This window comes from Cupriavidus sp. GW821-FHT02F09 (assembly GCF_059421605.1).
In genome coordinates this window covers 56,627-70,205 of sequence record NZ_JBWKVH010000019.1, presented here as the reverse complement: position 1 = coordinate 70,205, position 13,579 = coordinate 56,627, and the positions used below count along the sequence as shown (strand labels likewise).

Below are 13,579 nucleotides of genomic sequence, written 5' to 3'. Positions count from 1 at the left end.
CGGGCGGCTAAGCGCAGCCCCGCGCCCTCGCCGGCTCAGGTGGCGCAAACCCGGTACACCGCCAGGCTGCCGCGCCAGTTCGAGCCCCAGTTGACCGTCACGCCCTCGTGCATCACCACGCGGTCAAGGATGCGCAGGCCGACCTTGGACGCCAGCGATTCAAAGTCGCTGATGGTCAGCACCCGCACGTTCGGCGTGTTGTACCACTGGTACGGCAGCGCCTCCGACACCGGCATGCGCCCGCGGAACACCGACAGCCGGTGCGGCCAGTAGCCGAAGTTGGGGAAGGACACGATGCATTCGCGCCCCACCCGCAGCGTCTCGCGCAGGACCTGCGCAGTGTTGTGGATGGTCTGCAGCGTCTGCGACAGGATCACCGTATCGAAGCTCTTGTCCTCGAACAGCGCCAGGCCGCCTTCCAGGTTCTGCTGGATCACATGCACGCCCTTCTGCGCGCATGCCAGCACGCCTTCGTCCTGGATCTCGATGCCGTAGGCCTGCACGTCGAGCTCGTCCTGCAGCACGCGCAGCAGGCTGCCGTCGCCGCAGCCCAGGTCGAGCACAGTGGAATTGGGCTCGATCCAGCGCGCGATGGCGCGGAAGTCGGGGCGCAGCGCCAGGATATTGGGGTTGGCCGCGGCATTCATGCGCCTATCTCCTCGGCAATGCGTTCGTAGTAGGCGCGCATCAGGTTGTGATAGCGCGGGTCGTCCAGCAGGAAGGCATCGTGCCCGTGCGGCGCATCGATCTCCGCATAGCTGACCGGGCGCTTGTTGTCGAGCAGGGCCTTGACCAGCTCGCGGCTGCGATTGGGCGCGAAGCGCCAGTCGGTGGTGAAGCTGGCCACCAGGAAGCTGGCCTGCGTCTGCGACACCGCGCGCGTGAGATCGCCGCCGAAGGCCAGCGCCGGATCGAAGTAGTCGAGCGCGCGCGTGATCAGCAGGTAGGTGTTGGCATCGAAGTACTCGGCGAACTTATCGCCCTGGTAGCGCAGGTAGCTCTCCACCTGGAACTCGACATCGAAGGAGAAGCGGATGTCATCGGTCTTGAGCTCGCGGCCGAATTTCTCCGCCATGTCCTCGTCGGACAAGTAGGTGATATGGCCGATCATGCGCGCCACGCGCAAGCCGCGCTTGGGCTTGACGCCGTGCGCGTAGTAGTTGCCGCCGTGGAAATCGGGGTCCGACAGGATGGCGCTGCGCGCGACCTCGTTGAAGGCGATGTTCTGCGCCGACAGCTTGGGCGTGGAGGCCACCACGATGCAGTGGCGCAGCCGATCCGGGTACATCAGGCTCCAGGCCAGCGCCTGCATGCCGCCCAGGCTGCCGCCCATCACCGCCGCGAACTGGGTGATGCCGAACCGGTCCGCCACGCGCGCCTGGGCATTGACCCAGTCTTCCACGGTGACCACCGGGAAGGTGGCGCCGTAGGGCTGGCCGGTGGCGGGGTTGGCACTCATCGGGCCAGTCGAGCCGAAGCAGGAGCCAAGGTTGTTGACGCCGATGACGAAGAAGCGGTCGGTGTCGAGCGGCTTGCCCGGGCCGACCATGTTGTCCCACCAGCCGACATCGCGCAGGTCGTGCTCGTACACGCCGGCCACGTGGTGCGAGGCGTTAAGCGCGTGGCACACCAGCACAGCGTTGGAGCGGGCGGCGTTGAGCGTGCCGTAGGTCTCGACCATCAGGTCGTAGTCGGCGAGCGAGGTGCCGTTGCGCAGCTTCAACGGCTCGGTGAAATGCATGCACTGCGGCGCGACGATGCCGACCGAGTCGGTCGGCAGGGCAAGCGCGGCAGGAGGCGGAGCTACGTCTGTCATGGAATAAGCCCGTTGGCAAACAGGCGTAAAAAAACCCGACCGGCCTTGCGTGGACGTTGCCTGCGGATGACATCAAACCTGACATCAAGCACAGCATCAACGACGGCGCAGCCAAATCGGGTTTTGCACGGGTCTTGCGTCCCGCGTGCCGGTGCCTTGCGTGGCAGGGAACCGACCCACCTCTTTAGCCGCATTTATATTGGCTGCCGGAACCCCCAAAACCAATCCTCCAGGGGTTACCATGCCGCCGCGCGCCCGCAAGCCAGTCTTCAAATCGGCGCGACCCGCTTATTATAGAGCAAACAAACGCGCCGGCGGCGGCGCGCCGCCAGACGCCAACCAAACGCCAATCCAGCCTTGACGAAACCACCCAGCATCCTGGTCATCGAAGACGAATCCGCGATCGCGGACACCATCCTCTATGCGCTCTCCACCGAAGGCATGACGGTCGAGCACTGCGCGCTCGGCAGCGCCGCGCTGGCGCGCCTGCGCGCGCAGGCGCCGGACCTGGTGATCCTGGACGTGGGCCTGCCCGACATCAATGGCTTCGAAGTCTGCCGCACGCTGCGCACCTTCTCCGATGTGCCGGTGATCTTCCTCACCGCGCGCAACGAGGAAATCGACCGCATCGTCGGCCTGGAGATCGGCGCCGACGACTATGTGGTGAAGCCCTTCTCGCCGCGCGAGCTGGCGGCGCGGGTACGCGTGATCCTGCGGCGTGCCGGCAAGCGCGCAACACCGCAGGAGCCGGTGCAAGCCCCGGCGCCGCCTGAAGGCTTCACGCTCGATGCCGACGGCGCGCGCCTGGCCTGGCGCGGCCAGTGGCTCGACCTGACCCGCTACGAGTACCGGCTGCTGGCCTTGCTGCTGCAGCACCCCGGGCGCATCTATTCGCGCGCGCAGCTGATGGACCTGGTCTGGCACGACGCGGTCGACACCATCGACCGCACCGTCGACACGCATATCAAGACGGTGCGCGCCAAGCTGCGCGCGCTCGATCCCGAGTGCGATTCGATCCGCACCCATCGCGGCATGGGGTATTCGCTCGAAAGCTGAGCCGCGCTTCCACTTTATTCACAACCCAACCACGGCCACGCATGCATATCGGGCTTCGCATCTTCCTCGGCTTCTTCCTGATCGTCGGGCTGGCGGCTTTCCTCACGCTGCGGGTGTTCGTGCAGGAGGTCAAGCCCGGCGTGCGGCAGGCCATGGAAGACACGCTGGTCGACACCGCCCACGTGCTGGCGGTGCTGGCCGCCGACGACATGAAGAGCGGCCGCATTGCCAACGGCGCCTTCGCGCGCCGCCTGGCGCGGCTGCGCGAGGACAAGGTCGACGCCAATGTGTGGGGCATGCACAAGGATGCGGTGGGCTACCGCATCTACATCACGGACGAGCGCGGCATCGTGCGCTTCGATTCCGGCGAGGCCGCCGTGGGCGCGGATTACTCGCGCTGGAACGACGTCTACCGCACGCTGCGCGGCGAGTACGGCGCGCGCAGCACCCGCGCCAACCCCGACGACGACGCCAGCACGGTGATGCACGTGGCAGCCCCCATCCGCGACGGCAACAAGACCATCGGCGTGCTGACCGTGGCCAAGCCCAATGTGACCATGGCGCCGTTCATCGAGCGCAGCCAGCGCAAGATCCTGCTCAACGGCCTGCTGCTGATGGGCGGTGCGTTCGTGATCGGCCTGGCCTGCACGCTGTGGCTGGTGCACGGCCTGCGCCGCCTGCAGCGCTACGCGCGTGCGGTGGCGTCGGGCGAGCGTGCCGAGATGCCGCTGCGCGGCGCCAGCGAGCTGGCCGAGCTGGGGCGCTCGGTGGAGAGCATGCGCCTGCGGCTGGAGGACAAGCAGTACGTCGAGCACTATATCCACACGCTGACGCACGAGATGAAGAGCCCGCTGGCGGCCATCGGCGGCGCCGCCGAGCTGCTGCAGGAGGACATGCCGGCCGCCGACCGCAACCGCTTCGTCGCCAATATCCGGCGGCAGGCGCAGCGGCTTGAGGAAATGATCCGCAAGCTGCTGGCGCTCGCGGCACTGGAGCAACGCCAGAGCCTGGAGACCCACGCGCCAGTTGCACTGGAGCCGCTGATCGAGCAGTTGCTGCATGAGCTGGAGCCGCGCGCCCGCCAGCGCGACCTGACGCTGCGCTTGCTGCCGCCGGGCCAGCCCGCAGCGGTGGTGAGAGGCGATCCGTTCCTGCTGCACCAGGCGCTGGGCAACCTGCTGGAGAATGCCATCGACTTTGCGCCAGCGGCCAGCACGGTCGACGTGTCCGTGGCGCACGGCAATGAGCCCGCTCACATGATCGCCGTGCGCGTCACCGATCACGGCCCCGGCGTTCCCGACTATGCGCTGCCGCGCCTGTTCGAGCGTTTCTACTCGCTGCCGCGCCCCGGCGGGCAAGACAAGAGCACCGGGCTGGGCCTGTGCTTCGTACGCGAGATCGCCACGCTGCATCGCGGTGACATCACGCTGGCCAACCGCGCCGAGGGTGGCGCGTGCGCGACGCTGACGCTACCTGCGGCATAGCGGCTTCACACTCAACACACAAGCGCGCGAATCGCTTCACGCAGGCTTCCGCGGCGGCTCACATGGCAAGCCTAAGCTAGCGGCATCGTCACTCCCGCGCGCCTGCCGCCATGAACCGAATCCTGTTTTTCAAGTCCGCCATCACGGCGTTCCTGATCCTGCTGATCCTGATCCCGCTGCACCTCGTGGGCAACGCCGTGCAGGACCGCAAGCACTACCGCGAGGAAGCGGTGCGCAGCGTCTGGCAGAGCTACGCCGGCCCGCAAACCCTGACCGGCCCGGTGCTGGTGCTGCCGTACAAGGAGATCCTGCGTGTGACGGACAGCAGCGACCCCAAGCGGCCGAATGCCACCGTGCTGCAGGCGGAGGCCGGGCAGCTGCTGGTCTTCCCCACCACGCTGCGCGTCAAGGGCGAGGTCACGCCGAGCGAGCGCTATCGCGGCATTCACAAGGTGCTGGTGTATGAGATGCAAAGCCGCTGGCAGGGCACCATCGCGCTGCCCGATCCGGCCGAGCTGCCGCGCTCGGCCGGCCACGTCGGCTTTGAGGTGGGCCAGCCATACATCACGATCGGCATCAGCGACACGCGCGGCCTGATGGCGGCGCCTGCGTTCGAGCTGGACGGCAAGGCGCTTAAGCTGGAGCAAGGCGCACTGCTCAAGAGCCTGTCCCAAGGCCTGCACGCCGAGATCGACCTGCCGCCCGCCAAGGCCGCCAAGCCCGGCCTGGATGGCAGGTCCGCACAGGCCCAGCGCGTGGTGCCGTTCTCGCTGACCTTGCCGCTGCTGGGCGCGCAGTCGCTGGCCTTCACCCCGGTGGGCGACCAGAACGATATCTCGCTCGATTCCGCCTGGCCGCATCCGAGTTTCGACGGTGACTTCCTGCCTCGCACCCGCAGCGTGACCGCGCAAGGCTTTCGCAGCAACTGGAGCGTGACCTCGTACAACACCAAGGCTCGCGGCCAGCTCGCTGGCTCGGGCGACGGCACGCTGGAAACGGTGTCGGTGACGCTGATCGATCCGGTCAACATCTACCTGCAGGCGGAGCGCGCGGTGAAGTACGGCGCCATGTTCGTGCTGCTGACCTTCGCCGGCTTCTTCATGTTCGAGCTCATCAAGCGCCTGCGCATCCACCCGATCCAGTACCTGCTGGTGGGCCTGGCGCTCGCGGTGTTCTTCCTGTTGCTGCTGAGCCTGTCCGAGCATATCTCGTTCGCGCTGGCCTACCTGGCGGCCAGCGGTGCCTGCATCGGGTTGCTGGGCTTCTACTTGTCGTTCGTGCTGCAGAGTTGGCGGCGCGGGCTGGCCTTTGCCACGCTGCTGACGGTGCTGTACGGCGCGCTCTATGGCCTGCTGCTGTCGGAGGACAATGCGCTGATGCTGGGCTCGCTGCTGATGTTCGTGATCCTGGCTGCCATCATGGTCATGACCCGGCGCATCGACTGGTACGCCGCGGGCGCCGCATGGCAGCCGCTGCGCGACAAGCCTGCCGCCCCGGCCGGCGAAGAAGACGCCGGCGCTGCCGCCTCGGCATCAGCCTGAGCGAAGGCGCAACGCCATGCCAACCTACCTTCATTGCGCCCCGCCACTCGCGCTGGCGGCCGTGCTGGGACGGCGGCGGGTGCCGGCCGGCCTGGTGCTGGCTGGCGTCGCGGCGAGCATCGTGCCGGATGTCGACATGCTCAACGTCTGGTACGCCGGGGTGCGCTACAACACCTTGCTGGGCCACCGCGGCCTGACCCACTCGATCGGCTTCGCGGTGGCGCTTGGCCTGCTGGCCGCGCTGGCGGCGCGGCGCTGCGGCTGGCAGCGCGGCATCGCGTTCCTGTTCATCGCACTGAGCACCGTGTCGCATCCCTTGCTGGACCTGTTGACCGACCGCGGCATCGGCACGGCGCTCTTCTACCCGCTGACGGCGCAGCGCGTGACCTTGCCATGGCGGCCGCTGCCGCTGGCCGGCGCGGGCCTGTTTGGCGCTGCGCGCTTCTGGCTGGAGTGTGCGTGGATCGGCCTGCCGCTGCTGGCGTTCGCCACGCTCGGTGCTGCGCTGCGCCGCTGGTGCGATCGCATCAGGCCTGTCGATCGCCGCGTGCCGGTGCGCGCCTGTGCGGACTGACGCCAGCATGACAACCACCGCTACACGCATGCGCGATTCGCCCCGCTTGCGCCCTGGGCTGCACTACGGCCATGGCCCCGCGCATAACCGGCTCGACCGTATCCTGACCGCGCCACGCCCTGGCCTTGCGCTGACCGGCGCGCGGCGCGGGCTGTGCGAGTTCCTGGCCTTCGGCGTCAAGGAGGCGCGCTCCTGCTTGTTCGCGGGGCTGTTCTTCCTCTGCGTGTTCGCTGTCCCGCGCGGCGGCCTGCTTGGTATCCCGCGCTACGACCTGCTGCTGGCAGCCGCGCTCGGCATCCAGGCGGCGATGGTGTGGGCGCGCCTGGAAACGCTGGACGAACTAAAGGCCATCAGCCTGTTCCACGTCGTGGGCTTCGCGCTGGAGGTGTTCAAGGTCTCGGGTGGCATCCAGTCCTGGAGCTACCCGGATTTTGCGTACACCAAGGTGCTGGGCGTGCCGCTGTTCTCGGGCTTCATGTACGCGGCGGTAGGCAGCTACATCATCCAGGCCTGGCGCATGCTGGACGTGAATGTGCGCAATCACCCGCCGTACTGGATGGCGGGCCTGATGGCGGCGCTGGTCTACGCGAACTTCTTCACCCATCACTTTATCGGTGACTACCGCTGGTACCTGGCTTGTGGCATCGCAGGCCTGTACGCGCGCACCACAGTCCGCTTCCGCCCGCTGGACCGCGAGCGCGAGATGCCGCTGTTGCTGGCCTTCGTGCTGATCGGGCTGTTCGTCTGGATCGCGGAGAACATCAGCACGTTCTTCGCGGTATGGCACTACCCCAACCAGCTTGGCGCGTGGTCGGCGGTGCATGTGGGCAAGTGGAGTTCCTGGTCCCTGCTGATCGTGATGACGTTTACCATCGTGGCCAACCTGAAGCACATCAAGGCCAGCATCCATGTGCCGGCGGCCTGATGACGAAAAAAAGGCAGGCGCGAGCCTGCCCTTTCTCATGGCCGATGGCGCGGCCTAGCCGAGCAACACGCGCAACTGCGCGTCCGCGTTCTCGCTCGGCAGCTTGCGAAAGCCGCTCTTGGCATAGCGATGCCACTGCCCCTGCACGGTCGCCACGATCAGCGCGGCGCGCACCGGCACATCGGCGTCGGGCGGAAACGCACCCTGGCTGATGGCGATCTTCAGGCACTGCCGCAGCGAGGCCTCGATCCGGTCCACTACCTGGTTGATGCGCTCCTGCAGGCGATCATGCTCGCCCACCAGCGCTTCGCCGGTCAGCACGCGCGTCATGCCGGGATTCTTCTCGGCAAAGGACAGCAGCATGCGCACCACGGCGTGCGCCTGGCGCAAACCATGCTCTTCCTGGGTGGTGATCTGGTTGATCAGTCCGAAGACGGTCTGCTCGATAAAGCCGATCAGGCCTTCGAACATCTGCGCCTTGCTGGCGAAATGGCGGTACAGCGCCGCCTCCGATACGCTGAGCTTGGCCGCCAGCGCCGCGGTGGTGACCTTTTCCCCGCGCGGCACTTCCAGCATCCCGGCCAGCGTCTGCAGGATCTGCACACGCCGCTCGCCAGGACGCGGGCGTTTGCGTGCCGGCGCCCCGTCCGCGCCTGCGCCCTGCCCGGCAGCGGCCGGAGCCGCACCCGATGGGTGCCCGTTACTGTGCATCATGACCCGATTCTCCGCATTCGTCGTTGGAGTTGATGCATGGATTGTACTTTTACGTCCACATAGCCGGGGCGATTTACGATCCGCGCCCGCACGCGCGGCGCCGATGCCGGCAGCGCCTGCGGCGCTGTCGTGCCAGTCGCCAGCGCGGGCGGATCCTGCGTCTCGGCCGCCACCAGCGTCACCGAATGTTCCTGCGCGGCGTGGCCGGTGTGCTGCCGGTCCTGCGCATCCAGCGTGCTGCGCAGCACGGCGTCACCGCTGGCGCCCGCCACCGCGGAGCCCGCGGGCATCGGCACGTCGTGCGGACGCGATGGCGCCAGCGTGCGCAGGTAGCCCGTCACCCAGGCCGTGCGAATGCCCGTGCCCGCGTAGCGCTTGAGGTGGGACAACGTGTCTTCCACCAGCACCGCACGGTGCGGCGCCACCCGTTGCTGCACCAGCAACCGGCGCAACATGCGCCGGTCCGGCTTGGGCCGCAGATGGCCGTGCACCCACATGTCCTCAATCGCGACCACCCGCTCGAAACACTGTTGGATGCCAGCCACCTTCATGACCGCGCGCGCGTATTGCTCCGGTGCGTTGGTCACCAGGATCTTGCGCCCGGGCAGGCGGCGCAGGTGGCCGACCAGGCCGCGCTGCACCCGCACCATCTCCGCCAGTTCGGGGAAATCATGCGCGGCGCGCAGGAAGTCGGCCGGGTCCACGTTGTGGTGGCGGATCATGCCCAGCAGCGTCGCGCCATAGCGCTGCCAGTACTTCACCCGAACCTCGCTGGCGATGGCCTCGTCACTGCCCAGCACGCGCGCGACATACGCCGTCATCAACTGGTTGATGGCGGGAAAGATCGCATGCGACGCGTCGTGCAGCGTGTTGTCGAGGTCGAACAGCCAGACCGTGCGGCCGGAATTGTCGCCCGCGGGGCGGCGTCGGCGCGCACCGCGCAGGCTGCGGCGCAAGGGCGGGGAAATAGTGGGCACGCAGGAAGAAAAAGAAGTGAAGCGGCAGCGCGCGGCGCGCGCTGCCGTAGATGCGTTCTAGTGCGAACGGATCATGGTACCGAACGCTTGTTCGGTCAGGATTTCAAGCAGCAGCGAGTGTTCGATGCGGCCGTCGATGATGTGCACCGAATTCACGCCGCTCTTGGCCGCGTCCAGCGCCGACGAGATCTTGGGCAGCATGCCGCCGGAGATGGTGCCATCCGCGAACAGTTCCTCGATCTCGCGCGCCGACAGGTCGGTCAGCAGGTTGCCGGCCTTGTCCATCACGCCCGGGATGTTGGTCATCATGACCAGCTTCTCGGCCTTGAGGATCTCGGCCATCTTGCCCGCCACCACATCGGCGTTGATGTTGTAGGCCTGGCCGTCGTCGGAAAAGCCGATCGGCGAGATCACCGGGATGAAGGCGTCGTCCTGCAGGGCCTTGACCACCGCCGGGTTGATGGCCTCGATATCGCCCACGAAGCCGATGTCGATGAAGGCGCCGGGGCTTTCGCGGTCCGGCATCTTGAGGCGCTTGGCGCGGATCAGGCCGCCGTCCTTGCCGGTCAGGCCCACGGCCTGGCCGCCATATTGGTTGATCAGCATGACGATGTCCTGCTGCACTTCGCCGCCAAGCACCCATTCGACCACTTCCATGGTCTCTTCATCGGTGACGCGCATGCCCTGGATAAACGTGCCGACCTTGCCGACCTTCTTCAGGGCTTCGTCGATCTGCGGGCCACCGCCGTGAACCACGACCGGGTTCATGCCGACCAGCTTGAGCAGGATCACGTCGCGCGCGAAGCCGTGCTTGAGCTTTTCCTCGGTCATCGCGTTTCCGCCGTACTTGACCACAATGGTCTTGCCGTGGAACTTGCGGATATAGGGCAGCGCCTCGGCAAGGATTTCGGCCTTGAGGGCTGGGGCAATTGCGGCCACCGCGGTAGCGGCAGGCCCAGGGGTGTCGGCGTTCATGGCAAGGGACATCCGTGAGATTCAACAGGTATCATGGCAATTCTGACCGGCGGTGAGCGATTGGTTAAGGGGCTTTTTACCCCGAATAGGCCACCTCCGGCCGCGGCAGGCGCCGATTTTACAAGAAACCGTGGCGCACGCGTGCAGACGGTGGTGCAGCGGGGTTCAAAACCGGTGCATGCGTACTGCGGCGCACCATGGCGTTCTATCCACGCAACAGTTGTCCAACGGTTGTCCAACAGTCGCATCGCCATCGAATAGCGGCAACACAATGAGCCTGCACCCCGACGATCTTAGCGCCCTGCGCCCCCATTTGCTGCGCTTCGCCCGCCTGCAACTACGCGACCAGGCACTGGCCGAGGATACCGTCTCCGACACCCTGGTGGCCGCGCTGGAACACCCTGAGCGCTTCAGCGGCCAGTCCGCGCTGAAGACCTACCTCATCGGCATCCTCAAGCACAAGATCATCGATACGCTGCGCAGCGGCCGGCGCGAAGTACGCCTGACGCTGGGCGGCGGCGACGAGGACGGCGAGGCGCAGTCGGATATCGATGCCTTCGACGCCCTGTTCGCCAAGAACGGCCACTACCATACGCCACCTTCCGACTGGGGCAACCCGGACCGCGCGCTGGAGCGCCGCGAGTTCTTCGAGATCCTCCAGCTGTGCGTGGACAAGCTGCCCGCCAAGATCGGCCGGATTTTCATGATGCGGGAATGGCTGGAGCTGGAAACCGAAGAAATCTGTCAGGAACTCGAGATCACGACGACTAATGCCTGGGTCATGCTGTACCGAGCCCGCATGCGCCTGCGCGAGTGCCTGGAACTGAACTGGTTTGGGCAGAAGGCGTGAGCGCCTGACGCTCGCCCGAGCTTGTAAGCAGGCCGGGGCAGCCAGGCAAGCTGCCCCGGCCCGAAACCGCCTCTCCGACCGAAGGAAGCCATGCCTGACACGCCACCCCACCGCCGGCTGCTGCCAAACTGCCGCGAGATCCACCACCTGACCATGGAAAGCATGGACCGGCCGCTGAGCTGGTTCGAGCGCGTGCGCATGCGCGGACACATGGCCATTTGCGATGCATGCACCAATTTTTCGGGCCAGATGCGGCTGATGCGCTCCGCCATGTCCCGGCTGGGCCAGGAAGACGAGCTGCCCGGGGACAAGCCGTGAGCGATCCGGCCACGGTGCTGACGGGGCAATTGCGCCCCATCGAGCATTGCAGCGCCTGCGGCGCCGGCTTTGTCTGCGGCTATGCCGCCGGCCTGCCCCACTGCTGGTGCGCCACCCAGCCACTGCTGCCCGCCCGGCAGATCGTGCCGGGCCAGCACTGCCTCTGCCCCGCCTGCCTGGCACGCCGCCGCGAGGATGCCGGCCAGGCGCAAACCAAGGGCTGATCAGTTCGCCGACTGCGCTGGCGTTGTGCTGCCCGCGCCCGCCGCGGCGAACTGCATCACCACCACCCCCAGCACCACCAGCGCGGCGCCGGCCATGCGCCCCGGCGTCACGGCGCGCGCCGCGAAACCCGCCAGGCCAAACTGGTCCAGCAGCAGCGCGCCCACCATCTGCCCCGCCACCACCGCCGCGATAAAGCCGCCTGCGCCCAGGCGCGGAGCCAGCACCAGTGCCACGGTAATGTAGAACACGCCCGCCACGCCACCGACCCACATCCAGCCCGGCCCGCCCACCGCCAGCGAGGGCAGCGGAACCTTCAGCAGCCACAGCAGCGGCACCACCACCGCCAGGCTGACCAGCAGCGACACCACAGTGGCCCATAGCGGATGGCCCAGGCTGCGCCCGAGCGCGGCGTTGGCGCCGGCCTGAAATGGGATCACCGCCCCGGAAACAATGGCCACCAGGACGGGAACGAGGCCGGCAAGCGCCAGCGAAAAGTGATTTATACCAGGCACTGCGGCATCTCCTTCGCCAAAAATTGGATGCCCCAGTGTGAAATATTGCGCCGCGAATTACCAATTCTCGTTTCGTAGCGTTAATATGCGCCGCATGAATGATCTCCGCGGTATCGACCTGAACCTGCTGGTGGTGCTGGAAGCCCTGCTGGCCGAACGACATATTTCGCGCGCCGCGCTGCGCCTGCACCTCAGCCAGCCTGCGGTGAGCCACGCGCTGGGCCGCCTGCGCCAGTTGCTGGACGACCCGCTGCTGGTGCGTGGCCAGGGCGGCCTGGTGCCGAGCGCGCGCGCCCACGAACTGGCGGGCCCGCTGGCCGAGGCGCTGGCGCAGGTACGCATCCTGCTGGGGCCTTCCGGCTTCCAGCCCGCCACGGCGCGCCGCAGCTTCCGCCTGGCCATGTCCGACTACGGCGCCATGGCGCTGCTGCCCGGCCTGCTGCGCGCGGTGCGCAAGATCGCGCCTGGCATCGACCTGGTGGTCAGCCAGGCCAGCCGCGAAGCCATGACAGCCAAGGTCGCGGACGGCGAGATCGACCTGGCGCTGGGCGTGTTCGGGCAGCCCCCGGAAGGCGTGCACTGCACGGAGCTATTTGAGGAAACCTATGCCTGCATGGTGGATGCGGCCACGGTGCGCGGCCTGGGCAAGCTTGACCAGGTGGCGTACCTGGCCCGCTCGCATGTGCTGGTGGCGGCCCACAGCGAGCGCGAAGATGCCATCGACGCCGCTGTGGCCAAGGTGGGCGGGCGGCGCAAGATTGCCTGCGTGCTGCCCCACTGGAGCGTGGCGCCAGCGCTGATTGCCGGCACCAACCTGGTCCTGACCACTGCGCGCCGCAGCCTGGCCGCGTTCGAGGAGGACCCACGCTTCGCGGTGTTCGATCCGCCCTTCCCCCTGCCGGGCTTTGGCTTCAGCCTGATCTGGCACGACCGTACCGACGCCGATCCCGGCCATAGCTGGCTGCGCGACCGCGTGATCGCGGTGGCCGCAGGCGACGAGCCGGACGACGCGATCAGCCTGCGCAGCTAGGCAGCCCAGCTAGCTGCCTGTACGGCTCAGTGCTTCAGTGCTTGTGGTCACCGTGCGCGCCGGCGGCCGGCGCCGTTGCGGTGAGGTCGCGCACTTCGGCGTCGACCTTCTGCTCGGTCACCTTGCCACCCTGCTCGATCTTGAGCGTCAGCGGCACGGTGTCACCCTTCTTCAGCGGCGCCTTGAGACCCATCAGCATCACGTGATAGCCACCCGGCTTGAGCTCGACGTCCTGCATGCGGGGCAGGTCGAGCGCGCCGATGGCACGCATGCGCATCACGTTGCCATCCATCTTCATCTCATGCACTTCGGCTGTGGCTGCCGCCGGCGTGCTGACGCCGATCAGCTTGGCGGGCTCGTGCGCATGCAGGGTCATGAACACGCCGGTGGCGGTCTGCGCCGGCACGGTGCCGCGCGCCCAGGCGTTGCTGACATCGACCTGGGCAAAAGCCGCGTTCGAGCACAGCGCGGCGAGCAGGGCGGCGGGCACCGCGGCGAGGAATCTGGCTTGCATCTGGACTATCTCCACTGAGATTCAAAGGACTGCACAAAGAGAACATTAGACCATGGCGTCCCTGGCGA

The 13,579-nt window shown here is 67.1% G+C and carries 16 protein-coding genes; 9 read left to right on the top strand and 7 right to left on the bottom strand.

Translation table 11 applies throughout. The features are described 5' to 3' along the window. Positions 1-35 precede the first annotated feature (35 nt). Entirely contained in the window at positions 36-647 is a 612-nt protein-coding gene (metW, locus tag AC07XB_RS21360; RefSeq protein ID WP_416050247.1) for a methionine biosynthesis protein MetW, read from the bottom strand. Further along, positions 644-1,816: a homoserine O-succinyltransferase MetX gene (gene metX, locus AC07XB_RS21355; protein ID WP_416050246.1), complete on the bottom strand. Its 1,173-nt coding sequence runs from the start codon at positions 1,814-1,816 to the stop codon at positions 644-646. Before metX ends, metW begins: the two co-directional genes overlap by 4 nt. A 357-nt stretch (positions 1,817-2,173) precedes the next feature. On the opposite strand from metX, the gene creB reads away from it, so the two are divergent. From creB to AC07XB_RS21330, 5 genes are all read left to right on the top strand, one after another. Beyond that, positions 2,174-2,872 (top strand): two-component system response regulator CreB, encoded by a 699-nt coding sequence (creB, locus tag AC07XB_RS21350; RefSeq protein WP_492830317.1) that lies wholly within the window; start codon positions 2,174-2,176, stop codon positions 2,870-2,872. A gap of 41 nt (positions 2,873-2,913) precedes the next feature. After that, positions 2,914-4,356, top strand: coding sequence for a two-component system sensor histidine kinase CreC (creC, locus tag AC07XB_RS21345; protein WP_492373915.1), 1,443 nt, complete (start codon positions 2,914-2,916; stop codon positions 4,354-4,356). A gap of 110 nt (positions 4,357-4,466) precedes the next feature. Then, a complete protein-coding gene (gene creD, locus AC07XB_RS21340; protein ID WP_492373914.1) occupies positions 4,467-5,897 on the top strand; it encodes a cell envelope integrity protein CreD in 1,431 nt (476 codons plus the stop codon). A 16-nt stretch (positions 5,898-5,913) separates the two neighbouring features. Next, positions 5,914-6,471, top strand: a complete 558-nt coding sequence (locus tag AC07XB_RS21335; RefSeq protein ID WP_492812884.1) for a metal-dependent hydrolase — start codon at positions 5,914-5,916, stop codon at positions 6,469-6,471. A gap of 103 nt (positions 6,472-6,574) precedes the next feature. Next, entirely contained in the window at positions 6,575-7,396 is an 822-nt protein-coding gene (locus tag AC07XB_RS21330; RefSeq protein WP_492830355.1) for a DUF817 domain-containing protein, read from the top strand. A 54-nt stretch (positions 7,397-7,450) separates the two neighbouring features. On the opposite strand, the gene slmA is transcribed toward AC07XB_RS21330, so the two are convergent. The 3 genes from slmA to argB are packed head-to-tail and all read right to left on the bottom strand — an operon-like array spanning position 7,451 to position 10,074. Continuing rightward, entirely contained in the window at positions 7,451-8,110 is a 660-nt protein-coding gene (gene slmA, locus AC07XB_RS21325; protein ID WP_043343042.1) for a nucleoid occlusion factor SlmA, read from the bottom strand. Next, on the bottom strand, positions 8,107-9,087 hold the full coding sequence (locus tag AC07XB_RS21320) for an HAD-IA family hydrolase (protein ID WP_492373912.1): 981 nt from the start codon (positions 9,085-9,087) through the stop codon (positions 8,107-8,109). The genes slmA and AC07XB_RS21320 overlap by 4 nt, the downstream gene beginning before the upstream one ends. 57 nt (positions 9,088-9,144) lie before the next feature. After that, entirely contained in the window at positions 9,145-10,074 is a 930-nt protein-coding gene (gene argB / locus AC07XB_RS21315; RefSeq protein WP_006162725.1) for an acetylglutamate kinase, read from the bottom strand. A 259-nt stretch (positions 10,075-10,333) separates the two neighbouring features. Here argB and AC07XB_RS21310 point away from each other — a divergent pair, with 259 nt between their 5' ends. From AC07XB_RS21310 to AC07XB_RS21300, 3 genes are all read left to right on the top strand, one after another. Continuing rightward, complete coding sequence (locus AC07XB_RS21310) at positions 10,334-10,912, top strand: sigma-70 family RNA polymerase sigma factor (protein WP_183032177.1); 579 nt, start codon at positions 10,334-10,336, stop codon at positions 10,910-10,912. Between the two features lie 90 nt (positions 10,913-11,002). Further along, positions 11,003-11,230 (top strand): zf-HC2 domain-containing protein, encoded by a 228-nt coding sequence (locus AC07XB_RS21305; protein WP_492812879.1) that lies wholly within the window; start codon positions 11,003-11,005, stop codon positions 11,228-11,230. Further along, positions 11,227-11,454 (top strand): cysteine-rich CWC family protein, encoded by a 228-nt coding sequence (locus tag AC07XB_RS21300; RefSeq protein WP_492373909.1) that lies wholly within the window; start codon positions 11,227-11,229, stop codon positions 11,452-11,454. Before AC07XB_RS21305 ends, AC07XB_RS21300 begins: the two co-directional genes overlap by 4 nt. Here the strand turns inward: AC07XB_RS21300 and AC07XB_RS21295 are convergent, their stop codons facing one another. Beyond that, positions 11,455-11,967, bottom strand: a complete 513-nt coding sequence (locus AC07XB_RS21295) for a DMT family transporter (RefSeq protein WP_492830315.1) — start codon at positions 11,965-11,967, stop codon at positions 11,455-11,457. Between the two features lie 94 nt (positions 11,968-12,061). Between AC07XB_RS21295 and AC07XB_RS21290 the strand changes: the two genes are divergently transcribed. Continuing rightward, the gene (locus AC07XB_RS21290; RefSeq protein ID WP_492830313.1) at positions 12,062-12,997 is read left to right on the top strand and encodes a LysR family transcriptional regulator; all 936 of its coding nucleotides are present in this window, start codon (positions 12,062-12,064) and stop codon (positions 12,995-12,997) included. 34 nt (positions 12,998-13,031) lie between these two features. On the opposite strand, the gene AC07XB_RS21285 is transcribed toward AC07XB_RS21290, so the two are convergent. Further along, positions 13,032-13,511 carry a copper chaperone PCu(A)C gene (locus AC07XB_RS21285; protein ID WP_416050237.1) on the bottom strand — a complete coding sequence of 160 codons (480 nt, stop codon included), beginning with the start codon at positions 13,509-13,511 and terminating at the stop codon, positions 13,032-13,034. Between the last annotated feature and the right edge of the window lie 68 nt (positions 13,512-13,579).

Excerpts from the sequence above, each read along its gene's own strand:
- metW (WP_416050247.1), bottom strand. The coding sequence starts at position 647 with ATGAATGCCGCGGCCAACCCCAATATCCTGGCGCTGCGCCCCGACTTC.
- metX (WP_416050246.1), bottom strand. The coding sequence starts at position 1,816 with ATGACAGACGTAGCTCCGCCTCCTGCCGCGCTTGCCCTGCCGACCGAC.
- creC (WP_492373915.1), top strand. The coding sequence starts at position 2,914 with ATGCATATCGGGCTTCGCATCTTCCTCGGCTTCTTCCTGATCGTCGGG.
- creD (WP_492373914.1), top strand. The coding sequence starts at position 4,467 with ATGAACCGAATCCTGTTTTTCAAGTCCGCCATCACGGCGTTCCTGATC.
- AC07XB_RS21335 (WP_492812884.1), top strand. The coding sequence starts at position 5,914 with ATGCCAACCTACCTTCATTGCGCCCCGCCACTCGCGCTGGCGGCCGTG.
- slmA (WP_043343042.1), bottom strand. The coding sequence starts at position 8,110 with ATGATGCACAGTAACGGGCACCCATCGGGTGCGGCTCCGGCCGCTGCC.
- argB (WP_006162725.1), bottom strand. The coding sequence starts at position 10,074 with ATGTCCCTTGCCATGAACGCCGACACCCCTGGGCCTGCCGCTACCGCG.
- AC07XB_RS21310 (WP_183032177.1), top strand. The coding sequence starts at position 10,334 with ATGAGCCTGCACCCCGACGATCTTAGCGCCCTGCGCCCCCATTTGCTG.
- AC07XB_RS21305 (WP_492812879.1), top strand. The coding sequence starts at position 11,003 with ATGCCTGACACGCCACCCCACCGCCGGCTGCTGCCAAACTGCCGCGAG.
- AC07XB_RS21290 (WP_492830313.1), top strand. The coding sequence starts at position 12,062 with ATGAATGATCTCCGCGGTATCGACCTGAACCTGCTGGTGGTGCTGGAA.
- AC07XB_RS21285 (WP_416050237.1), bottom strand. The coding sequence starts at position 13,511 with ATGCAAGCCAGATTCCTCGCCGCGGTGCCCGCCGCCCTGCTCGCCGCG.